Genomic DNA, 22,658 nt, shown 5'->3' with positions numbered 1-22,658 from the left:
GCCTGCAGCAAGCCGGCGGCCTGCGGAGGAGCGTCAATGAATCTTCAGATCGATTTCGTTCTGCCTCACTGGCTGTACTGGTCGGTGTTGGCGGGGTTGCCGCTGGTCGTGATGCTGTTGGTGGACAGAAGTTTTCGCCGCGGCGGTCAGGTCAGCGGCAGTGATACGGCCGAGACGCCTGTGTCGTCGGAGCAGGCTGACTATGTGCCGCCGGGAAATGCGCTGACGGCGGGTATCGACCGCATCTCGGGGTTCGCCGGTCGCTATGTGGCTTACTGGTCGCTGATAGCCCCCTTTGTCTTCACCTACGAAGTGCTGATGCGCTACGCCTTCAACTCGCCGACCAACTGGGCGCATGAGTCGATGACCCTGATGTTCGGCATGCAATACCTGCTGGCGGGTGCCTTCGCCCTGCGTGAAGGGGGGCATGTACGAGTCGATATCCTCTACCAGCGGGCGGCGCCGCTCAACAAGGCAGCGCTGGACCTGGTCACCTCGATTTTCTTCTTTATCTTCACCCTGGCGCTACTGACCACCGGGTGGCGCTTCTTCTCACAGTCGGTCAGCGATGTCTGGTGGTTTGGAGACAGTTACGCCAATGAGGTGTCCTTCACCGAATGGGCCGTACAGTATTATCCGGTCAAGTTCATGCTGTTCCTGGGGGCATTGCTGTTGCTGCTGCAGGGCATCGCGCAGCTGATTCGCGATATGCAGTCCTACGCCCATCACCGCCAGAGCCACGCCGGTAGCCGGACCTTTGCTGCCGTACTGGTGGGGCTGGCTCTGCTGCTGGGTGCCTACACGCTGTATGAAGTGGTCAACATCGCTCTGACCGACTATGAAAGCCTGGCGATGAGCCTGGAGAATGCCCTGGCCACCGTCGGCATCGGCGAGCTGACGTTACTGATGTTCGGCACCTTGATGGTGGTCCTGGTGGCCGGGTTGCCGCTGGCCTTCGTCACCGGTGGGCTCGGTGTCGTCTTCCTGTATCTGGTGGGCGATCAGCACATGCTGAACCTGATGCCATCGCGGATCTTCCCGATGATGACCAATTACCAGCTGTCGGCCATCCCGCTTTTTATCTTCATGGCGGCGGTACTGGAGAAAGCGGGCATCATCGAAGAGCTGTTCGATGTGGTCTACAAGTGGATGGGGGGCCTCAAGGCCGGGCTGGCCATCGCCACCATCATTGCCTCCACCTTGCTGGCCGCCATGGTCGGTGTGATAGGGGCCGCCGTTGTGACGATGGGGCTGATCGCCTTGCCGGCGATGCTCAAGCGCAACTATCAGCCCGAGATAGCGCTGGGCTCGATCATGGCCGGCGGCACCCTGGGCATTCTGATCCCTCCCTCGATCCTGGCGATCATCTACGGCGTCATCGCCCAGCAGTCCGTAGGCGAGCTCTATCTCGGCTCGCTGATTCCTGGTCTCCTGCTGGCGGGCATGTACGCCTTCTATTGCTGGATGCGGGGTACCTTGAACATCAAGGTGGCACCGCCGATGCCGGTGGAAGATCGCGTGTCCAGCGCCGAGAAGCTGAGGCTGTTGCGCAATATGCTGGCGCCCATCGCGCTGGTGATGTTGGTACTCGGGATCATCTTCACCGGCGTCGCCACGCCGGTGGAAGCGGCCGGTATCGGAACCTTCGGTGCCTTGCTGGTGGCGGCACTGCATAAGCGCCTGACCTGGCCCAATCTGCACGCCGCCTGCATGACGACTTTGGTGGCCACGGCGATGGTGATGTGGATCATCTTCGGCGCCAGCATCTTTGTTGGCTTCTACATCCTGCAGGGGGGCCAGACCTTCGTGCAGGACCTGATCGCCGGCGCTGGGCTCGGTCCTTACGCGGTACTGGCGTTGATGATGGTGTTGCTGGTGGCGCTGGGCATGTTCCTGGATTGGGTCGGTATCCTGCTGTTGGCGGTGCCAATCTTCGTGCCGCTGATCAAGGGGCTCGACTTTACCGGGGTGCTGGGGCTGCCTGGCGTAGATCCCGCCGATGTGTCGCTGTGGTTCGGGGTCATCTATCTGGTCAACATGCAGATGTCATTTCTGAGTCCTCCCTTTGGCTATGCGCTGTTCTACATCAAGGGCGTGTGTCCTCCCCATATCACCATGGGGCAGATTTTCCGCTCATCCTTCCCGTTCCTGGCTCTGCAGGCCTTGGGGCTGTTGCTGGTCATCCTGTTCCCGGCGCTGGTGACCTGGCTACCCAACCTGGCTTACGGATAGCGCCGGCTAGGCCAACGCTTCTCCCCTGTCGCCGGAGCATCCGGTGGCAGGGGAGACAGTGCTTGGCTTGCTAGCCGCAGGCGCGAGTGTCGGCACATCCGCGCCGGCACGGCTGAGTCGCTGCCCCCGCCACGTAGTGACAGAAACCGCGAGAAGTGTCCGCTATTCTGCACTTCACCTGACGCACCGTTGGCGTACCATGGGGTCAGCTCTTCACGCTGATGTCGCTCGCTGGAGACAGCTGGCTTGCATTCCGTAACACGATCGTGGGGAACCGATGCGAACGTGCGTCGTCACAATGGGCGAGCGATTGACGAATTCTCAATGACCTCCTGGAGGACTTCATGCAACGATTCACTGCCCTGATTACTGCCGCACTGCTCTCCGCCGGTCTGATGAGCGCCACGGCCCACGCTCAAGACGCCAGCGCACAGGCATCGTCCAGCGCCGACGTGGAAGCAGCAGTACAGGCACAGAACTTCTCTGACGCCGAACTGCAGAAGTTTGCCGATGCGTCCAAGGAGATCGCCACGATTTCTCAGGATTACACCCAGCGCCTGCAAGAGGCCGAGGACCAGCAGGCCCAGCAGGATGTGCGCACCGAGGCCAACCAGAAGATGGTCGAGGCCGTACAGCAAAGCGGGCTCGAGGTGGAGAAGTTCAATGCCATCGGCCAGGCCATTCAGCAGAATCCTGACATGATGAAGCGCGTTCAGGAGATGGCGCAGTCCTGATAGGTGACTGTCCATAAAGACGCCCCCTCCGGCTTTCCGCCGGAGGGGGCGTCTTCGTTTTGGGGTCAGCCTTACGTCAGTGGCTGACCTGGAGGGCCAGCTTTCTTGCTCTGGCGCTGATGGTGAATGACGCAATCATTCCCAGCACGCTGACCAAGGCCAGGGTGAGGAAGATATTGTGGTAGCCAAGCGCCTTGTCCAGATCTAGCCAGTGGCCGAAAAGCGTCGCTGAGAACAGGTCGGGAGAGAACCCAATCACCGAAGCAATGCCTGCAGCGGTAGCCATCAGAGATGCCGGGATCTTGGTTTCACTGGCGATGGAGAACACGATGCCGTAGAGCGACAAGCTGAAGATGCCTGGCAGCAGGGAATAGAGGCTGACCATGGTCGAACTGGCATTTTCTGGCATGTAGATCACGCCGGTGTAGAGTAGGGCAAGGATCGCGAAAAGTACCACGAACCAGCGGCTGGTCGACTTGAACACCTTGTCGGCGATAAGACCACTGACGGGAGCGAGTATATAGAATACGTAGGTTCTGAAGATGGTAAGAATGCCAGACTGCTCAGGAGAGACCCCATAGATGTCGGTCAGATAAGGCGTAAAGTAGACGTTGCTGGAGAAAATCATGAAGGCGGCAAAGATAATGACCGAGAAGATCCAGAGCACTGGGCTCTTGAGCAGGACCACGATCTGCGAGCTATCAAAGTTATTGGTAACAAGGTTGCGGGACGCCTCGCGATCCTCCTTGATGAGGAACCAGACGACGGCTGCTGCAATCGTGGTACTGATGCCGTAAATCATGACAACGTAGAAGAATTGCTGCGACATGTCGTCCGAGAAGCCTAGTACCCACACAGCAATGCCATTGATGGCCGCGCCGAAGAGTCCGTTGCCCATGTAGTAAAGTCCATACATGAACCCTTGTTCTTTTTCTCCCCCGATCAGGCGAATCGTTTTCATGAGGGCACCCCAGAAAACAAACACGGTAGAGAACGATAGCAGGAACCAGATGGCCAGACTGATGCCATAGCCCATGTTGAAGGCGTAGATGAAGGTCAGTATTGACGTCGAGAGTAGCGATAAAATAATACAGCGCTTGGTGGAGCTCTTATCTGCCAGAATACCCCCAGGGATCATCAGCAGGGTGGTGCCCACCGTATAGATAGTGGTCAGTAGGCCAATTTGCTGATTGCTGATATCCATCGCCGCAATCTGGTAATCGTAGAATACATACCTGATGTAGGGAATGAGATAGATGGTCGCCCCGGCCGATGATAGCGCCAGTATCTGTAGATACTTAAATAGCCTTGAGTTCATGGGTATTCTCTGCAGATGGATTTACTTGAGGAGAGAAGAAGCATAATCGACAAGAAACGCCACGCCGTTGATCAGGCCGGCTTCTTGCATATCGAATTTCGAATGGTGTAGCGGATACTGTCCCTCACCTTTTCCGATGCCGATGAAGCCAAAGCACCCCGGAACTTTCTGGAGATATTCCGAGAAGTCTTCACCCGCCATGGAGGGCGCGACTGAGACAAGTGCGGACGCTCCAAGTGTATTGATGACGGACTGCTGTGCCAGCGATGAAAAGTGTTCGTCATTCTCGACGAATGGTGCTCCATAGAGGTATTCAATCTCGTAGGTTGCGCCGAACGATGAGGTAACACCCTGCACGATGGTTTCAATACGCTGCTTTATGGTGTCTCTCGTGTCATTGGAGAAGTAGCGACATGTGCCCTTGAGGTGGACGGTATCGGGAATAGCGTTGTGAGCGACTCCGCCATTGACCGCGCACACGCTGACCACGGTGGGAAGGAAGGGATCAACCTGTCTGCTGCAGATACTCTGAAGGCTGGTAATGACATGCGCAGAAATCAACACAGGGTCGATGGTCTGGTGAGGCATGGATCCATGGCCACTGCTTCCTACGATGGTGATATCGAAGAAGTCGGCTTCTGCCATGCGCGGACCGCTATCGACAGAGATGGTGCCGACGGGAATATCTGGCCACACATGTAGTCCAGCAATGGCTGTCATATCTTCAAAAAAATCGCTTCTTTCGGCCACGATCTTCTGAGCGGCGCCCTCAAGCTCTTCATCAGGCTGGAAGATAAGTTTGGCTGTTCCTTTGAACGTATCTCTGTTCTCCGACAGGAACTTGGCAGCAGTCAGTAGCATGGCGATATGGCCGTCGTGGCCGCATGCATGCATCACCCCTTGGTTTTTTGAGGAAAATGAGACGCCAGAGGCTTCCGTGACCGGCAGTGCATCAATGTCTGCACGAAGGCCAAGAACGACATCCCCAGGTTGACCTTCAATGGTTGCCAGTATGCCAGTACCACACACCTCCTTTTCATAGGAGATGTTTAATTTGTCGAGCTCATGACAAATACGCTCTGCCGTTTTAAATTCCTGCTGGCTTAGTTCCGGGTTTTCGTGGAAATGCTGACGTAGATCAATGGTGTATCTGGCGTTCTCTTTCGCAAACTCTAAAGGTGTCATGCTGATGCCTTCTGGATAGGAATTTAACTTCCGCTTATACGCGATGCGTTTTTTCGCGGAGCTGCTAGAGGTGTTGTCGATTAATATTTTTTAATAGCGCGTTCTTGTTTGCAATAAAAATGCATGGCGGTTTCGGATGAAAAATTGACATTCCTCTATGGAAAAGGCATTTGCTTCTGTTTCTACACGAACTGCTTGTATATGAGATGATTCACCATAATGACTTTTTTAGGTCTTTCGGCTTTTTACTTATCTTTTAAGGACTGCCCGAGGAAAGTGCTCGCTGTACCAGATGACGTAACGCTTTAGACTTACGAATTGTCCTGGGTAGATAAATGCGGTGTTAGGAGCTGTAGTAGGAGCTGTGCTGGGAACTATGTCAGGCTCTTGATGTCGTGCCGCTTGCATGTGCTGCAAGTGAGAACTCTGCTCGTGTCACGCCCTGTGTTATGCATGCAGGTGCGGTGAAGAAAACACGCTGTGATCGAAACGCTTGATAGGCATCCGTCATGCTTCACGCTGCCTGCGCTCTATCCGTCATACCCGCCATACCCTGGCCAGTGTGCAGCGCACGTTGGTAGTGCGGTGGGCTCGGGGTAGAGACGTTCCATGACAGGGGCCAGGCCATTCCGCGAAGTCCTGACATGATGAAGCGCGTTCAGGAGATGGCACCGTCCTGGTCGGTTGCCCATAGGGATCACGCCAGACGAACTGGGGGAACGCTCCCCGCTGACTATCCGGGTCAGCGGGCCTTCTTTACGTCAAGCTGAGGTCTCTCGACACTTTTGCCAGATGGCACTATTATTTTGACAGATGGCTGTCAATGAGGCTGATGATGAAGGTTGCCGAATGTGCCCTCGATGCCAAGACGAGTCTGTTGCAACGCACGCTGGAGCGCCTGCTGGGCAAGCCTGCACCCGAGGCAACGACGGCCCTGTACATTCACGAGATGATCGAGAAGGGCTTGCCGTCTCGCGATGTATTGCGATTTGTCGAATCAGTTGACCTGCTTAGTGATAGGGCAATGGCCGTCAAGCTGATCGGTATGTCCGAACGCACGCTTTATCGTCGGATCAAGTCGCCGGAGCCGCTTAACACTGAGCAGAGTAGTCGTGCCTGGCGTTTCGCCGAGGTGCTTACCAGGGCGGAAGATGTGTTGGGCGATGCTGCTGAAGCAGAGCGTTGGATGGGAACACCCGCCTTGGGGCTTGAGGGGCGCAAGCCGATAGATCTTCTCACCACCCAGGTGGGGTACGAGCTGGTGGACGACCTTCTTACCCGCCTGGATCAGGGAGTGTACACGTGACATCCGCTGGCAAGGATCTGCTGCTGTGGCGGCTTGAACGAGAGCGGCATATGGCCAGCTGGAGCAGTGGTGTCGGTGCAAAGCTGGCTGGCGGACGCTGGAATACAAAGGGGCGAGCGGCGGTGTATGGGGCCTGCGATCCATCAACGGCGATTCTCGAAGTCGCGGTGCATAAGGGTTTCAAGGCGCTGGATACCATCCCCCATATGTTGTTGTGCGTGCGTATCACTGATCCTGGCAGCGTGTTTGAGGTAGTGCCCGAGGACTTGCCCAACCCCAACTGGTTGGTTCCTGGATCGCCTAGCCTTGGTCAGCAGTGCTATGGCGACGAGCTGCTGTCTCGTTATCCCTTTATAACAGTGCCTTCGACGGTCTCCCGACATAGTCGCAATATCGTGATGAATCCGCTGACGGGCCAGGAGAGCGTCGAGATCGTCGTGATCGAGCCCTTCGCCCTGGACCCACGGCTGCATCCTCCCGCCGAGTGAGCAAACGCTTTACAGCCATTGCCATGGCCCGCATCCTTTCTGCATGAGGGCGCCGAGCATGTAGCGCGCCTGTACCGGCACCGCGCGGAGGACACCATGGAAGCGGAACTGTTGGAAATCAGCCAGCACATGGGGCGCTTCCCGCCCTTTGATGGCCTCACGGATGAGCTGCTGGATGAGGTGGCGAGCCAGGTACAGGTCAGCTATTTCAAGGCGGGCTCGACGATTCTCGAGCTCGATGCGGTGCACGAGGAGTTCTGCTACATCCGCAGTGGCGCGGTGGAGGTCTCGCGCCGCAACGGTGAGCTTTACAACCTGCTTGGCGAGGGCGATATCTTTGGCCATTTCAGCCTGTTGCGCCACAGCAGAGTTCGCTTTCCCGCCAAGGCGCTGGAAGACAGTCTGATCTACTTCATTCCCGAGGCCATGTTCCATCGGCTGTGCGAGGCCGATGAAGCCTTCTCTGACTTTGTCGAGGTGGATCGCCCCCGGCTCGAGACGGCGGTCGAAAGCCAGCGCAAGAACAACGACATGATGGTGACGCGGATCCGCAAGCTGCTGACCCGCTATCCCGTGATGGTGGAGGCCCGTGCAACGGTGCAACACGCGGCCCGCCAGATCAGCGATTTCCAGGCGTCCGCCGTGCTGGTGCTGGACAAGCCCGGGGACAATCCCCGCTATACCTTCAAGGACAGCGAGGGCACCTACTGGCAAGTGACCGGGATCCTCACCGACAGCGATTTTCGTACCAAGGTGGTCGCCGAGGGGCTGTCACCGGATACCCCGGTAGGGGAGGTGGCGGGTCGTCGGCTGATCGCGATACAGTCCGATGAGTCGGTGCAGGAAGCGATGCTGTGCATGTTGCGTAACAACATCCATCATCTGCCGGTCATGCATCGGCGCTCACCGGTGGGCATCGTGCATCTGTCCGATATCATTCGCTACGAGACCCAGAGCAGCCTATATCTGGTGAGCAATATCTTTCACCAGCCATCGGTGGAGAGTCTGGCCAAGCTGGCCCCCGACGTGCAGGCAGCGTTCGTGCGGATGGTGCATGATGGCGCCGACTCGCAGATGGTGGGCAAGGCGCTGTCGACCATCGGTCGCAGCTTTACCCGGCGCCTTTTGGAAATGGCGGAAGAGGAGTTGGGGCCGCCACCGGTTCCTTACTGCTTCATGGCGCTGGGTTCCATGGCGCGCAACGAGCAGAGCATTGTCACCGACCAGGATAACGCCCTGGTTCTCTCCGACGACTTCGACCCGGCGCTACATGACGAGTACTTCGCCACCATGGCCAAACGCGTCAGTGATGGCCTTGCCGCCTGCGGGTACACCTACTGCAAGGGCGACGTGATGGCCACCAATCCCAAGTGGCGTCAGCCCTTGGCGGTATGGAAGCGCTATTTCACGCAGTGGATCGAGCAGCCCTCGCCGGAGGGGCTGTTGCACAGCTCCATCTTCTTCGACCTGGATACCGTGCATGGCGACAACCCGCTGGTGGAAGCCTTGCAGGACCTGGTGGCTACCAAGGCATCACAGCACAAGCGCTTCCTGGCCGCCATGGCGCGCAATGCCCTCAACCGTACGCCGCCACTTGGCTTCTTTCGGACGTTTGTGATGGAGAAGGACGGCAAGCACAACAACTCGATCAACTTGAAGCGCCGGGGCACCGCTCCCATGGTCGATCTGATTCGTATCCATGCCCTGGCCTGTGGGTCCCGTGCCCAGAACAGCTTCGATCGACTCGATGACATCGACCGCACTCAGCTGCTGGCGCCAGGCGTCAGTGACCGGCTGCGCTACGCGCTGGAGTTTCTGTCGATGTCGCGGATTCGCCATCAGGTCATCGATCTCGAGCATGAGCAGCAGCCGGATAACAACATCGAGCCCGAAAACGTGTCCAGCGAAGAGCGCCATCACCTGAAGGATGCCTTCCAGGCGCTCAGCAATGCCCAGAAGTTTCTCAAGTTTCGCTACCCGATGACGCACAGGTAGGCGGCCATGCCACTCCTTCGACCCAAGACACGCTCGGCCCCTGACTGGCATGACTACCTGGTGGCCCGGCGCCAGCAGAGTCGTCAGCGTGCCCTGGTGGACTTCTTTGCTGGTGCGGATCTGTCCCCGATCCTGCCCGTGCAGGAGGCCCCGCTGATGGCCCTGGATCTGGAAACCACTGGGCTGGACCCCAAGCGAGACGAGATCGTGTCGATTGGCCTGGTACCGTTCTCACTGTCACGGATTCGTCTGTCGGAGCGACGCTACTGGGTGGTCAGGCCGCACCGCACGCTCAAGGCCGAATCGGTCACCTTCCATCACATCACCCACGCCGATATCCAGGGAGCACCGCGCATCGAAGAGGTGCTCGAGGAGGTCTTCGAGGCGATGGCCGGGCACCTGCTGGTGGTGCACTATCGCCACATCGAAAGGGCCTTTCTGCAGGCTGCCGTGCAGGCTAAGTGGCAGGAGACTCTGAGTTTTCCGGTCATCGACACCATGTCCCTGGAGGCGAGAATCCATCGGCAATCACTGATGGCGCGCTTTCGACGCTGGATGGGGCGGCCGCCGGCCTCCATCCGCCTGCATGACAGCCGGGTGCGCTATGGCCTGCCTCACTACCACGGACATCATGCCTTGACCGATGCCATCGCCACGGCCGAGCTGCTGCAGGCCCAGGTCGCCGGCAACTACGCTCCGGAAACGCCCATCGGAATGCTCTGGAGCTGAGCCTTGCTCCTCCTGCCAGATAGCAGCGGAGGGTTAGCCTCAGTCTCGCTGGCTGAGCGTTCGTCCGGTGCCAGCTTCAGCAGGCGATAGGTTTTTCCTCGATAGGGTTGATAGAGGACGGCGGTGGCATTCTCGGGTAGCGGCAGTTGGTCATCACTGGTGACGACGAGACCGTCTGGATGGGCTGCCCACCAGCGATCCACCTCGTCATCGGCCAGTTCGATCAATGGCCGTTCCAGCCGGCCAAGATACTGGAACTGGTCCGCGTAGCGCCCGGCATAGGCAAGGGGGGCATCGCTGGTCTCGAGCTGATGGAGCCGCAGGGCCAGCGGCGAAAGATCATATCGCTGCGTCAGCAGTGGACTGGTGCTGACCAGCAGGCAGGTCAGGGTGACCGGCCACACCAGCAGGGCCAGGCGCGAAGAGCGTTGAGGAGCAGCGATCATGGCCAGCAGCAGGGGAACCAGCGCCAGCGCGCGATAGCCATTGTGAACAGGCGCAACGCCTCCCAGTGTCTGCAAAAGCTCCGGCATGACCAGCAGCAGCGGGACTGCCAGCCATGGCATCTGTCGTAGCCATCTGCCGTGGCTTGCCAGCAGTGGCTGACCCTTGTTAGGCAAGCCCAGGCTGATCCACAGCGCAGCGAAGGGCAGTGTCGGGATCAGGTAGTGCGCCTGCTTGCCGCTGATCAGGCTCAGTACAAGGACCGCTGGCAGCACGCCGAGCAGAGCCAGGCGGGCCAGTCGGGACGTCAGTCGGGGACGCCACCACAACGATGTCATCGACCAGGGAAACAGCGCCAGCGGGATTAGCGGCAGGTACCAGTACCAGGGGCGGGCGTGGGCAAAGGAATGACTGACCCTGCCGGCAAACTGGCCCCACAGGATGTCATGGGCATAGTCGGCTCCACCGGCCTGTGCCGCGGGCAAGGCCCAGGCCAGGCCCATGGCCAGGCCGATTGTCCCAGCGCCACAGAGTGCCATCGCGCTGGCGCCAAGTGAGCGCGGCGACCACCAGCCCATTCCCAGCGCCAGCGGCAGCCAATACAGCAGTATCACCGGCCCCTTGGCCAGCAATCCGAGTCCCAGCCCCACGCCGCTCATCACTACCCAACCTGTCCCCCCGTATCGCGCTAGGCCGACCAGGCCGAGCACTGCCAGCAGCAGGCAGGTAGTCAGCAGAATGTCGAACATCGATAGCGGCAAAAAGACCGACCAGAGCGTCATGCCCAGCAGTAGCCCGGGAGCCCAGCGCGCCTGTGCGACGCTTTGCGGGAATCCGACGCGAACAATGGCCGCCAGCAGGGGATAGCTCAGCAGACCTACCAAGGGCACCGCAAGGCGTCCGACCGGGTCGTCGGTGCCGAAGATCGCCCAGGCCAGATGAATGACCCAGAACAGCAGGGGCGGCTTGTGGGCATAGGGCTCGCCATTGAGCTGGGGTACCAGCCAAAGGTGGCGCTGCCACATTTCCCAGGCAACACCCAGATAGCGGGTCTCGTCGATGGGCATCAACGGGGTAGACGCCACGCGCACGATGATCAGCAACGCTGCCGCCAGCATCACCGTGGTCAATGGTGTCAAATGGGGCAGGGGTAGCTTGGACAGGGAGTGCTGGGATAGGGGGTGCTTGGATAGGCAGTGCTTGGACAGGGATCGCTTAAGCAACGTCAGCTTGGACATGACAGGCTCCATCAACGGATGCCCGCCACCCTAGACGACAAACCTTAGCAGAGGCTTATCCGGCAGGAGGGTGCTGCTTTTTCAGGCGGCCATAACGACCATCGGCGGCCATAAGGCCGCCGACGGTAGATGATACGAAGCTGTCAGGCCGAATCAGACGGCCTTGGGCTCGCTCATCAGGCCCTTGATGATGGCGTAGCTGGCCACCAGCAGCACCAGCGTGAACGGCAGACCGGTCGACACGGCTGCCGCCTGCAGCGCTGTCAGGCCACCACCCAGCAGCAGGGCAATGGCAATGGCGCCTTCGATCAGTGCCCAGAACACGCGCTGCGGCTTGGGGGCATCGACCTTGCCACCTGCGGTGATCGAGTCAATGACCAGAGAGCCGGAGTCGGAGGAGGTCACGAAGAACACGATGACCAGCACGATGCCGATGAACGACGTGATCGACGCCAGCGGCAGCTCGCCCAACATGGCGAACAGCTTCAGCTCCAGTGCGGCATCCTGCACACCCTGGAAGCCATCGGTGATGTACTGCTCGATGGCGGTGCCGCCGAACGACGTCATCCACAGCACCGAGACCAGGGTCGGTACCAGCAGCACGGCCGTCAGGAACTCGCGCACGGTGCGGCCACGGCTGACACGGGCGATGAACATGCCGACGAACGGTGACCAGGAGATCCACCAGGCCCAGTAGAAGGCAGTCCAGCCCTGCACGAAGTTGGCGTCTTCACGGCCGAAGGGGTTGGACAGTGCTGGCAGTTCAGCCAGGTAGTGCCCCAGGTTGGAGAAGAAGCCGGTGGCAATCGCCAGGGTCGGGCCAACGATGATCACGAAGGCCAGCAGCAGGAACGCCAGCACCATGTTGACCTGGGACAGGCGCTGTACGCCCTTGTCGACGCCCAGCATGATGGAGCAGAGCGCCACGCCAGTGATCGCGACAATCAGCAGCACCATGGTGGTGTCGGTGTTCGGTGTGCCAAACAGCTCGTTGAGGCCGGCGGCTGCCTGGGAGGCACCGAGACCCAGCGAGGTCGCCAGACCGAACAAGGTGGCGAACACCGCCAGGATGTCGATCAGGTGTCCAGGCCAGCCCCACACGCGTTCACCCAGAATCGGGTAGAACACGGAGCGCATGGTCAGCGGCAGGCCCTTGTTGAACGAAAAGATGGCCAGCGACAGGCCGACAATGGCGTAGGCGGCCCAGGGGTGGAGCCCCCAGTGGAAGATGGTAGCGGCCATGCCCAGATTGACGGCGGCCTGTTCATCGCCAGCGGCGCCGCCAAGAGGCGCCCAGTCAGTGCGAATACCGTTGTCACCGACGGTCGTGCCACCCAGCGCCGTCGAGAAGTGCGACATCGGCTCGGACACGCCGTAGAACATCAGGCCGATGCCCATGCCGGCGGCGAACAGCATGGCGAACCAGCCCATGTAACTGTAGTCAGGTGTCGCGTGAGCACCACCGATACGGACCTTGCCCAGAGGGGTGAAGATCAGCCCCAGCGACAGCAGCACGAAGACGTTGCCGCCCAGCAGGAAGACCCACGACAGGTTGCTGGTCAGCCAACCGCGGATGCCGTTGAAGAACGGCTCGGCGCTGGTCTGGAAGGCCAGGGTCAGGATAACGAACACCAGAATCAGCAGCGACGAGACGGAGAAGACCTTGCCGTGCAGGTCGACGTCCACGCCGAAGGATTTGGTGACGATATTGTCCTGACCGATGACGTAATCGGTATCGATCAGATTGGCGGGCCCGTCCGGGGCCGGTACCCCCTCGCTGCCGGTATCGGCGCTCGAGGGCTTGTGGTTAGGGTCTGTTTCCACGTGCGATCTCCCTTGCGTTTGAAGATGAGGTGCAAAGTGTTGCTGCCGTCAAGCCATGCTGCTGTCACTCGTTGCTCGTTTGTTGTGCCAGTCTGTTGGCCGTGCCTGCCTGAAGTGTGGCCTGTCTGAAGGCGCTTGCCAGCGGCATCTTCAACGGCAGGGGCCGAGGACGCGCTGCCAATGCTGCCACAAGCATGTCACATTCCGCGGCTGTAGAGCGTTCCCGCGACGACAGCGTGGAGGACATCAACGACAGCAGGGGCGCCCTGGGGCACCCCTGAAAACGGCCGCGTCGGAGTGACGCAACACGGTAAAGTGGGCTCAGGCTTCGCCCAGCCACTCCTTGACGACGTCCGGATGGTTCTCGACCCACTGCTTGGCATTTTCATAGGGGTCGGCGTCGTCTTCCTGATTCATCAGCATGACTTCGCCCATCATTTCCGGGGTCCACTCGAAGTTTTCGAGAATCGAGTAGGCCTCCGGCATGTCGTCCTCGAGCCCCTGGCGAACGATGGTGTGAATCTGCTCGGCACCACCGTAGACGCCCTGCGGGTCGTCGAGATACTTGAGATCCCAGCGGGCGAACATCCAGTGCGGTGTCCAGGAGGTCACCACGATGGGCTCGCCGCGGTCGATGGCACTGCCCAGCGCCGCCGTCATCGTGGCGCCGCTGCCGGTGCGCAGGTCCAGATCGAGATCATAGGCATCGACCACTTCCTCGGTCAGACGCATCAGGCCCGCGCCGGGATCGATACCAATGATCTCGCCATTGAATTCGTCAGCGTGGTCGTTCAGCTCGTCAATGGAACTGATATCCGCGTCCGCCGGGACCACCAGGCCGAGCTTGGTGCCGTCGAGGTTGACCCCTGCATCGACCAGTTGGTCCTTGAGGCGAGCGTAGTAGTCCTCATGGGTGGTCGGCAGCCAGCCGGCCAGCAGTGCATCAGCGTCGCCGCTGGCGACGGACTGCCACATGGCGGCGGCGGACAAAGCGGACGTTTCGACCTCGTAGCCGGCCTGTTCCAGTACGGCACGAACCACGTTGGTAGAGGCGACAGTGGAGGACCACTCCACGTAGGCCAGGTGCACGGAGCCCTTGTCCTGAGCGTTCACGCCAGTGGCGACGGCGCTGACGGCCAGCGCCAGGCCGAGGGTACGGGTTGCCTTCAGTGACATGCGGTGACTCTCCTTGCGATGAGTGAAACAGGTTCCATCAGCCGTGTTTCCAAGCTGTTAAAGCCTGAAGCAGGCGGTGGCATCTTGCAAATGGATGGGGCGCGCGGGCGTCAACGGCCGTGCCCCATCCGTCGCTGCCAGCCCTTACTGCTTGCGTTCCTTGCGCAGTGACTGGGTCAGACGGTCGAGCAACATCGCCAGAATGACCACGGCGATGCCAGCCTCGAAGCCGTCACCCGGGCGCAGGCGCTGGATCGCGCGCCAGACTTCGCTACCCAGACCGTCGGCGCCGATCATGGCCGCAATGACGACCATGGACAGGGCCAGCATGATGGTCTGGTTGATGCCGGCCATCACGGTCGGCAGGGACAGCGGCAGCTGAACCTTGAACAGCTTCTGGCCTCGGGTGGCGCCATAGGCGTCCGCGGCTTCGATCAGCTCCACCGGCACCTGGCGGATACCCAGAGTGGTGAAACGGATCGCCGGGGGCATCGAGAAGATGACCGTGGCAAAGATCGCGGACACCGAGCCGATGCCGAAGAAGGGGATAGCCGGAATCAGGTAGACGAAGGCCGGCATCGTCTGCATGAAGTCCAGAATCGGCATGATCGCTCGGTACAGCCTGTCTGATAGCGCTGCGGCGATGCCCACGGGCAGTGCGATGATCACGGCGACCAGGGTGGCGATCACCACCAGCGTCAGGGTCTCGATCATCGGATCCCAGAGGCCCAGGTCCCAGATGAGTCCCAGGCCAATCACCGCACCGATGGCAAGGCGCGGGCTGGCCAGTTTCCAGCACAGGCCTGCGATGATCACCAGCAGAGCCCAGTCGGGAAGCCACATCAGTGCATCGTTGAGACCGTCAATACCGGTCTGGGTGAATCGCGAGATGCCGCGGGTGACACCAGAATACTCTGTGGTCAGCCAGTTCAGCCCAGTCTCGATCCAGTCTCCGAGGGGAATGCGAGGAATCTCGATCGCCATTATTGATCTCCTGCCTGTGCCAGTTCATCCAGTACCGCGCCCTTGACGACGACGCCCAGCAGGCGTCGTTCGTCGTCGATCACGGCGATCGGGAAGCTCTTCTCGTTGAACAGGGCGAAGAGATTATGCAACGGCTCGTCGGGGCCCACCGTGCGGAAGTCCTGCGTGAGTACACCATCGAGACGATCCTGACCGGCTTGAATGGCCGTGTTGGCAGCGTCTGCCTCGACCAGCCCCATCAGCTTGCGGTCTCGGCTGGTGACGTAGATCGAGTCCATGGCGTTTTCTTTCATCTTGCGCAGCGCCGTACGCGGACCATCATCTTCTCGCGCGGTGGCACGCACCGGACGCATGGCGCTGGATGCCGTCAATACCCGCGACATGTCGACGCCTTCAATAAAGCGTTCCACGTAGTCGTCGGCGGGTTTGGTCAGGATTTCCTCGGGCGTGCCGATCTGCACCACTTCACCGTCCTTGAGCAGCACGATGCGATCACCGATGTTCAGCGCCTCATCCAGGTCATGGGTGATGAACACGGTGGTCTTCTTCATGCGGTGCTGAAGCTCCAGCAACTCCTGCTGCATGTCCTTGCGAATCAACGGATCCAGCGCCGAGAAGGCCTCGTCCATCAGCAGCACGCTGGCGTCGTTGGCCAGTGCCCTGGCCAGGCCCACCCGCTGCTGCATACCCCCGGACAGCTGATTGGGATAGGCATCCTCCCAGCCCTTGAGGCCAACCTGGGAGAGGGCGTCGCGGGCCGTCTTGGCTCGGGTATCCGCGTCGATGCCGCGAATCTCGAGGCCGAATTCGGCGTTTTGCTGCACCGTGCGATGGGGAAACAGAGCAAAGTTCTGAAACACCATTGAAAAGTGCCTGCGACGGCATTCCAGCAGCGCCTTGTCGGACAGCTGGGGAATATCTTCGCCATCGATGACGATCTCACCTTCGGTCGGCTCGATCAGCCGGTTCAGACAGCGAATCAAGGTGGACTTGCCGGAGCCGGACAGGCCCATGATGACCAGCAGCTCACCTTCATGGACGTCGAAGTCGATGTTCGACAGGCCCAGCGTCTGGCCGGTTTTCTCGAGGATGTCGGGACGCTTGAGTCCCTCGTCGCGAAGCTTGAGCGCCTTCTTTGGCTGGTCGCCGAAGACCTTGCTCAGCCCGCGAACCTTGATCTTGACGGATCGGTTATCGCTCATGGGTACGGGATGCCTTTTCAGGTGACGTGTTGGCTCCCAGGCGCTCGAACGATGAAGGTCGACGTCATGCGGTCGTTGGCGTCGGCGTTCATCGTCCAATGCTGGAAGCTAGGCCTCGGGGCTGCGGCTTTCCCTGCCGCAGCCACGCTGGGTGAAAGCATGCCATCTTTCACCGTTGAGGCGCAGAAAAGTGCAATACCCTAAAGGTCTTTGAAAGATCATTCAAATTAAGCATGGGGGCGAGGAGTGCTTGAAAGCAATCTCGCGCAGGGCAAGGGGTTGTGCATGAGAGCTATCGCCACCCATGCCGTTTAGGCATGGGAGCGAGGAAGTTTTGTGGCTTTTCGCGACGGGCTGTGGGCCTTGTGGCAGGGGGCCTCAGCGAGCCCGTGAGAGTCGGATCAGGCGCCCCGGGTTGGCGTCGGTCAACAGGTAGACGGCCCCTTCGGGACCCACCCTGACGTCGCGTATTCGTCCCACTTCGCCGTCGAGAATGACCTCTCTTTCGATCAACTGATCGGCGTCGAAACGCAGTCTCACCAGGCGTTCGCTGCGAAGGCCTCCGGCCAGCAGGTCACCTTGCCAGTCCGCAAACTCATTGCCGCTCACCACGGCCAGGCCCGAAGGCGCGAAGCGCCCTTCGAACACGTGCAGCGGGTCGCGCTTGCCCGGTGCGCTGTCCACGCCCAGTGGCAGGTTGGTGGCGTAGTCGCGACCACGGGTGACGTCCGGCCAGCCATAATTCTCGCCAGGCTGGATGAGGTTGAGCTCATCACCGCCACGAGGACCATGTTCGGTGGCCCACAGGCGACCATCGGCGGCCAGGGCCAGCCCCTGGGGGTTGCGATGACCGAGGGAGTAGAGTTCCGCTGCCGCGCCTTCGATAGCAGGGTTGTCAGTGGCTGGCGCGCCCTCCGCTGTCATGCGCAACAGGCTGCCGGCATGGTCTCGCGCATCTTGTGCCCGCTCGCCATCGCCACGGTCGCCGATGCTGAGCCACAGCAGACCCTGACGATCGAACAGCAGCCTGCCCCCGTAGTGACGTCCAGGTCGAGAAAATCGGTTCTGCACGAATACCGGCTCGACGCGGCCGAGCCTTTCACCGTCCCACCACACGCGAGACACAGCGGTGGCATCGCCCTCGGCGCCTTCATCCTGGGAGTCGTCTGTCTGGGCGGGACGCGCCCAGGCAAAGTAGAGCCAGTCGTGGACGCCGTCGCCATAGTCCGGGTGCAGGGCCAGGTCGAAGAGCCCGCCTTGTCCCTGGGTCGACACCTCGGGCAGCCCCGTCAACGTGTCGACCTGGCCGTCGTCGATCAGGGCGAGCGAGCCGTGCTGCTCCCCGACCAGCAGGCGTCCATCCGGCAGGAACGTCAGCGACCAGGGGGTATCCAGCGCGTCCGTGATCACTTCCAGTGCCACCGGATGGTAGAGCCCGGGCACTTCGGTCGGCGGCGGTTCCGCCCAGACGGATGGGGCCGTTGCGGTCAATGACAGAGTCAGGATAAGGCGGCGGATCATGCAGTCTCCCGTTGATCAAGATGCCTGGCTCCGACAGCACCGCTGCCTCGACAGACGCTACAACAGCAATGCCAGCAGTGCCGGCAGATAGATCAAGGATAGCAGGGTGGAGCAGAACACCAGGCTGGCCACGTAGGCGGGTTCGCGTTGGGACTTCTGGGCAAACAGGTAGTTGAACACTGCTACCGGCATGCTCATCTGCACGACCAGAATGGCAAGGGCGGTGGGGGGCAGCGATAGCCAGGTACCCACACCCCAGGCCACCCCGGCCGCCATCGGAATCCGCAGCAGGCTGAACCAGACCCCTGAACGCAGGCTTCTGACCTGAATACTGGCCAGGGATACCCCCAGGGTGATCAGCATCAATGGCACGGTGAAGCCAGAGATAAGGTCAACGCTGTTCTGCAGCCACAGCGGCAGCTGGGTGTCCGTGAACAGCAAGGCCATCGAGATCAGGATGGCGTAGACGGTTGGGGTCTTGATCAATGACTTGAAGGGATTGCCACGGCTGGCCAGCATCGTGCCCAGGGTGAATTGGAACAGCGAGACCGTGACCATCACGGTGATGCCGAAGGCAAAGCCTGCCTGGCCAAAGGCGTAGAGCACGACCGGCAACCCCATGTTGCCGGTATTTGGGTACATGGTGGGCGCCAGCAGCACGCGCCAGTCCCGACGCAGGATGACGGCCAGCAGGAAGGTCAGGGCGGCCATGGCGCACAGCACCAGCGCGGCCGCCAGCATCGTTCGGCCAAAGCTCGACGCGTCGATGTCGGCGCCGGCCAGAGAGGCGATGACCAGCGACGGGGTGCCGATGTTGAACACCAGCTTGGTCACGAAGGCCACCGGGTAGTCGAAGCCGCGTCGAATCCAGAAGAACCCGAGGCCTGCTCCGGTGATGACCGGGGCCATTACCGCAAAGAGTTCGGCAAACATGGAAGCGCAATCTCCTGGAGGTTGGGGAGGTCAGCGCTCACGCGCCAGGCGCGAGCGCTCGGCCTGGCGTTCAAGCGACATGGTCAGTCTTTCGATCAAGCCCGCGGTCAGGCGTTGTTCCACGGGATCATTGCCGTGCTGTTCCAGTGCCTCGAGCAGCTGCTCGCCGGTAGCACGCATATGTTCGGGTGGCTCGCCCCGGGCACTGGCGCCGTAGTCGTCTGCCAAGGCTGCGGCAAAGCGGTCGAGCGCCTGTCGTATAGGGGTTGCCTGTTCGCCGAGGCGGCGCCTCAGGTGCAGGCTGGCGTAGCCCAGGTCCAGGCCGACCAGCCCCAGCGATAGCAGATAGCGCCGCTGTTCCGGGAGCGCATCGTCATGCCGGGCGAGACTCAGCAGGCGGTCGGCCATGGTACCACCAAAGCGCGTTTCTGCCTGGTGAGGCGGTCTTTGCCATAGGCGATGCAGGTCGCTGACCGTTGCTTTCACCAGGCGGCGCTTGCGCACCGCCAGGGGGAGGCCCGGCAACAGGCGAAACGCCGTGACCACGGTGGAGAGGCCGATCACCAGTGCAATGGCGCGGTTGAGAAAACCATCGAACGTGAGATCCATGCCATTGCCGGGCATGGTCAACAGGATGTTGCCGATGGTGAAGGCCAGGCAGTATCCCATCAGCCGCGGATTGGCGGCACCGAGCAGCCCGACGAACAGTGGAGGCATGAAGACCAGCGCCAGGGTCACGATGTCGTTGGCCTGGGCCAGCAGCACGTGTCCGAACAGGAAGGCACTCGGTATGGCCGCCAGCATGCCCTTGAGGAAGGTCGCGGCGACCATGGCAGGGTTGTCGCGAGTGGCGAAGAACGCCGAGAACAGGGTGCCGACCAGCATCGCGACCTGGCCATTGTCCCAGGCGGTGTAGCGCCAGAAGGTCGCCAGCAGGGCGAACACCAGTCCTGCCCGCAGGCCATTCAGGGCTGCTGCCAGGTGGTCCCTGTGCCACGCCAGGGCGGGTGCCTTCAGTCGGCGTTTGCCAGGGGTATGAATGGCCTCACGCGCATCGAGGATGACCAGCGCATGGCCCAGGGCTTCGCGCATGCCCATATTGAGACGTAGCTGTAGCAGGGCCTCGGCGCCGTCACGGTCCCCGGTCGTGGCCGGATCGAGATGCTCACCAGCAGGTCCGGAAGGGGGGCTGGAAGTGACGCCAGACGTGCTGTCAGACGTGTTGAGAGACGTGCCATCAACAGCGCCGCGACAAGTGCCGCCTTTGTCGATGCCGTGCTCGACGCACTTGAGGGCGCGGTGGCGAAGTTGCAGCAGGCGCTCACGGGCCTGGCTCACCCCTTGCCCCTCGGCGCTAAGACGCAGACCTTCCGCCATGTCCCGGGCCAGCTGGCGGGTCTCGGCGGGCAGCCGATCGCCGTGGTAGCGCAGCAGCTGCTGCAGGGCATGCAGGATGGCCAGCAGGCGTGAGGTGCGACGTGTCAGCACATGGCTGGCGCGAATACGTCCACTGCCCTCCGGGCCTTCATAACGTGCCGCCTGACTGTCAGTCTCAAGCTGGGTCAGTGGCGTCAGGGTGGCGGTCAGGGTGGACTGCAAGGCGCCGATGTCGTCGCTGTTGTTGAGGCGCAGGGCACCATGGAGAAAGGCATGATTGACCACCTGGTCAGCCAGGTCGGCCAGGTGGTCGCGTACCTGGATCGGCCACAACAGGGCACTGACCAGGGTGGCGCAAATGGCGCCCAGGGCCAGTTCCGACAGGCGTGCAACGGCAATCGCGAACAGCCCCCCGGGGGCACTGGCGGTGATGATCACGATCAACATGGCGGTGACTGCCGCCATGATGCAGCCGTAGGACGCGTTGTTGCGGGTCAACGAGGCAGCGTAGGCACATACGGAAATCCACAGCGTCAGGCACACCAGGGCTGGCGTGGGGGCCTGAACAAAGGCAGCCATGATGGCGATGCCGGCGACGCAGCCGATGAGGGTGCCGCTGAGCTGACTGATACCTTTTTCAAGGACCATGCCGCTCATGGGTCGAATCTGCAGAAAGGCGGCGGAGATCAGTGCCCAGTAGGGGCGGTCGAGGTCGCACCAGAGCGCGATATACAGAGCCAGCAACATGGCCAGCGTCGCCTTGATGGCAAACTTGACCGCGCTGGCCGGCGGCGTCAGATAGGCGTGCCACCACACAGAGAACGGCATCAGCGCGACTCTTGCTGGACGCGTACCGTAGCGGTCATGCCTGCGCTCAGTTCAAGCCCTTCGGGTAGCTCATCCAGGGCAATACGCACGGGAATGCGTTGTGCCAGGCGTACCCAGCTGAAGGTCGGCTCGACCTGGGGCAGCAGCTGGTTGTTGGGCGCCGTGTTGTCGTCGGCAATCCCGCGGCCGATGCTCTCGACGTGGCCAGCCAGCTCGATATCTCCGCTCATCAGAATCACCGTGGCGGGATCCCCGACCGCAAACGCTGGGCGTTTGGTCTCTTCGAAGTAGGCGGTCACATAGTAGGACCCTTCGACCACCAGGGCCATGACGGCGGTTCCACGGGTGACGTAGTTGCCTTGGGCAAGCTGCAGGTTCAGCACATGCCCTGCCGCCGGGGCGGTGACGTCGGTGCGCTCCAGATCGAGACGCGCGCTTGCCAGGTCGCTGCGGGCCTGGTCCAGGGTGGCGGCGGCCACATCCCGGTTGCGATTGGCGCTCTCCTGGTTTTCGGCACTGATGGCCTGGCGGCTCAGTTGCGCACGACGAGACGCTTCATGTTCACGCAGCGCCAGTTCCGCCTCGCGCTGGGCGACGATGGCAGAGGCCTTGTCGAAGGCCGCTTGATAGCGCGCCTGGTCGATACGAAAGAGGGTCTGTCCGGCGTCCACGCGAACGTTGTCGTCCACGGCCAGCTCGGTGACACGGCCGGAGACATCGGGGGCAATGGTGATGATCTCGGCGCCGATACGGGCGTCCCGTGTCCAGGGCGTATAAAGGTAGTAATGCCAGAGCCATAGTCCGCAGGCGATGGCGACGGCGACCACGATCAAGGTGATCAGCGCACGTAGCGACTTGCGCATTCAGGTGGCTCCAGGGGTAAGGGCACCGAGCCAGGCGAAGGCAGCGGTGCAGATGACGAACAATGAGGTATCCAGCCACGCCTCGTGCCAGTAGCGGGAGCTGCCCAGCCAGCGATGCAGCAGCCAGCGCAGTGTCGCGGCCAAGAGCAGGCCGAGGATCGCGTAGACCAGCAGGGGACTGAAGTAGATGCCGCCCAGGGCGACTTCCTTGAGCGCCATGGAATGTCTCCTGGGCAAACCAAGTGCCGGATGCGTTACGTGAATCGAGTAAGCCAGAGCGA

Annotated in this window: 18 protein-coding genes; 6 read left to right on the top strand and 12 right to left on the bottom strand. The window is 61.0% G+C overall.

The features are described from left to right. The first annotated feature begins 36 nt into the window (after positions 1-36). Both JF545_RS04580 and JF545_RS04575 read left to right on the top strand, forming a co-directional pair. Entirely contained in the window at positions 37-2,232 is a 2,196-nt protein-coding gene (locus JF545_RS04580) for a TRAP transporter large permease subunit (RefSeq protein ID WP_206939699.1), read from the top strand. Between the two features lie 344 nt (positions 2,233-2,576). Continuing rightward, entirely contained in the window at positions 2,577-2,966 is a 390-nt protein-coding gene (locus JF545_RS04575; protein ID WP_206939697.1) for a DUF4168 domain-containing protein, read from the top strand. Positions 2,967-3,042: 76 nt separating this feature from the next. Here the strand turns inward: JF545_RS04575 and JF545_RS04570 are convergent, their stop codons facing one another. Next, positions 3,043-4,284 (bottom strand): MFS transporter, encoded by a 1,242-nt coding sequence (locus JF545_RS04570; protein WP_206939695.1) that lies wholly within the window; start codon positions 4,282-4,284, stop codon positions 3,043-3,045. A 21-nt stretch (positions 4,285-4,305) separates the two neighbouring features. Continuing rightward, positions 4,306-5,469 carry a M20 metallopeptidase family protein gene (locus JF545_RS04565; protein ID WP_206939693.1) on the bottom strand — a complete coding sequence of 388 codons (1,164 nt, stop codon included), beginning with the start codon at positions 5,467-5,469 and terminating at the stop codon, positions 4,306-4,308. A gap of 832 nt (positions 5,470-6,301) precedes the next feature. On the opposite strand from JF545_RS04565, the gene parS reads away from it, so the two are divergent. The 4 genes from parS to JF545_RS04545 all read left to right on the top strand — a co-directional run bounded on the left by parS (position 6,302) and on the right by JF545_RS04545 (position 9,987). Further along, positions 6,302-6,775, top strand: coding sequence for a type II RES/Xre toxin-antitoxin system antitoxin (gene parS, locus JF545_RS04560; RefSeq protein WP_242520694.1), 474 nt, complete (start codon positions 6,302-6,304; stop codon positions 6,773-6,775). After that, positions 6,772-7,263, top strand: a complete 492-nt coding sequence (locus JF545_RS04555) for an RES family NAD+ phosphorylase (RefSeq protein ID WP_347401307.1) — start codon at positions 6,772-6,774, stop codon at positions 7,261-7,263. Before parS ends, JF545_RS04555 begins: the two co-directional genes overlap by 4 nt. Positions 7,264-7,359: 96 nt before the next feature. Beyond that, complete coding sequence (locus JF545_RS04550; protein WP_206939691.1) at positions 7,360-9,258, top strand: DUF294 nucleotidyltransferase-like domain-containing protein; 1,899 nt, start codon at positions 7,360-7,362, stop codon at positions 9,256-9,258. Positions 9,259-9,264: 6 nt separating this feature from the next. After that, positions 9,265-9,987 carry a 3'-5' exonuclease gene (locus tag JF545_RS04545; protein ID WP_206939689.1) on the top strand — a complete coding sequence of 241 codons (723 nt, stop codon included), beginning with the start codon at positions 9,265-9,267 and terminating at the stop codon, positions 9,985-9,987. Here JF545_RS04545 and JF545_RS04540 read toward each other — a convergent pair. The 10 genes from JF545_RS04540 to JF545_RS04495 all read right to left on the bottom strand — a co-directional run bounded on the left by JF545_RS04540 (position 9,948) and on the right by JF545_RS04495 (position 22,596). Next, positions 9,948-11,669 carry an ArnT family glycosyltransferase gene (locus tag JF545_RS04540; protein WP_206939687.1) on the bottom strand — a complete coding sequence of 574 codons (1,722 nt, stop codon included), beginning with the start codon at positions 11,667-11,669 and terminating at the stop codon, positions 9,948-9,950. The genes JF545_RS04545 and JF545_RS04540 overlap by 40 nt on opposite strands. A gap of 153 nt (positions 11,670-11,822) precedes the next feature. Next, positions 11,823-13,493 (bottom strand): BCCT family transporter, encoded by a 1,671-nt coding sequence (locus tag JF545_RS04535; protein WP_206939685.1) that lies wholly within the window; start codon positions 13,491-13,493, stop codon positions 11,823-11,825. 321 nt (positions 13,494-13,814) lie between these two features. Beyond that, on the bottom strand, positions 13,815-14,669 hold the full coding sequence (locus tag JF545_RS04530; RefSeq protein ID WP_206939683.1) for a glycine betaine ABC transporter substrate-binding protein: 855 nt from the start codon (positions 14,667-14,669) through the stop codon (positions 13,815-13,817). Positions 14,670-14,813: 144 nt separating this feature from the next. Continuing rightward, positions 14,814-15,647 (bottom strand): ABC transporter permease, encoded by an 834-nt coding sequence (locus JF545_RS04525; protein WP_308126719.1) that lies wholly within the window; start codon positions 15,645-15,647, stop codon positions 14,814-14,816. 5 nt (positions 15,648-15,652) lie between these two features. Next, complete coding sequence (locus JF545_RS04520; RefSeq protein ID WP_206939680.1) at positions 15,653-16,855, bottom strand: quaternary amine ABC transporter ATP-binding protein; 1,203 nt, start codon at positions 16,853-16,855, stop codon at positions 15,653-15,655. Positions 16,856-17,233: 378 nt separating this feature from the next. Then, positions 17,234-18,376 carry a PQQ-dependent sugar dehydrogenase gene (locus tag JF545_RS04515; RefSeq protein WP_206939678.1) on the bottom strand — a complete coding sequence of 381 codons (1,143 nt, stop codon included), beginning with the start codon at positions 18,374-18,376 and terminating at the stop codon, positions 17,234-17,236. A 57-nt stretch (positions 18,377-18,433) separates the two neighbouring features. Next, positions 18,434-19,309, bottom strand: coding sequence for an AEC family transporter (locus JF545_RS04510; protein ID WP_206939676.1), 876 nt, complete (start codon positions 19,307-19,309; stop codon positions 18,434-18,436). 30 nt (positions 19,310-19,339) lie between these two features. Beyond that, positions 19,340-21,514 carry an FUSC family protein gene (locus JF545_RS04505; RefSeq protein ID WP_206939674.1) on the bottom strand — a complete coding sequence of 725 codons (2,175 nt, stop codon included), beginning with the start codon at positions 21,512-21,514 and terminating at the stop codon, positions 19,340-19,342. Next, positions 21,514-22,377, bottom strand: coding sequence for an efflux RND transporter periplasmic adaptor subunit (locus JF545_RS04500; RefSeq protein ID WP_206939672.1), 864 nt, complete (start codon positions 22,375-22,377; stop codon positions 21,514-21,516). The genes JF545_RS04505 and JF545_RS04500 overlap by 1 nt, the downstream gene beginning before the upstream one ends. Next, positions 22,378-22,596 carry a DUF1656 domain-containing protein gene (locus JF545_RS04495; protein WP_206939670.1) on the bottom strand — a complete coding sequence of 73 codons (219 nt, stop codon included), beginning with the start codon at positions 22,594-22,596 and terminating at the stop codon, positions 22,378-22,380. Between the last annotated feature and the right edge of the window lie 62 nt (positions 22,597-22,658).

The organism is Halomonas litopenaei (genome assembly GCF_017303055.1).
GTDB lineage: Bacteria > Pseudomonadota > Gammaproteobacteria > Pseudomonadales > Halomonadaceae > Halomonas > Halomonas litopenaei_A.
Note: the sequence above shows the minus strand (reverse complement) of the source record. Positions and strands in the feature narration are given on the sequence as shown.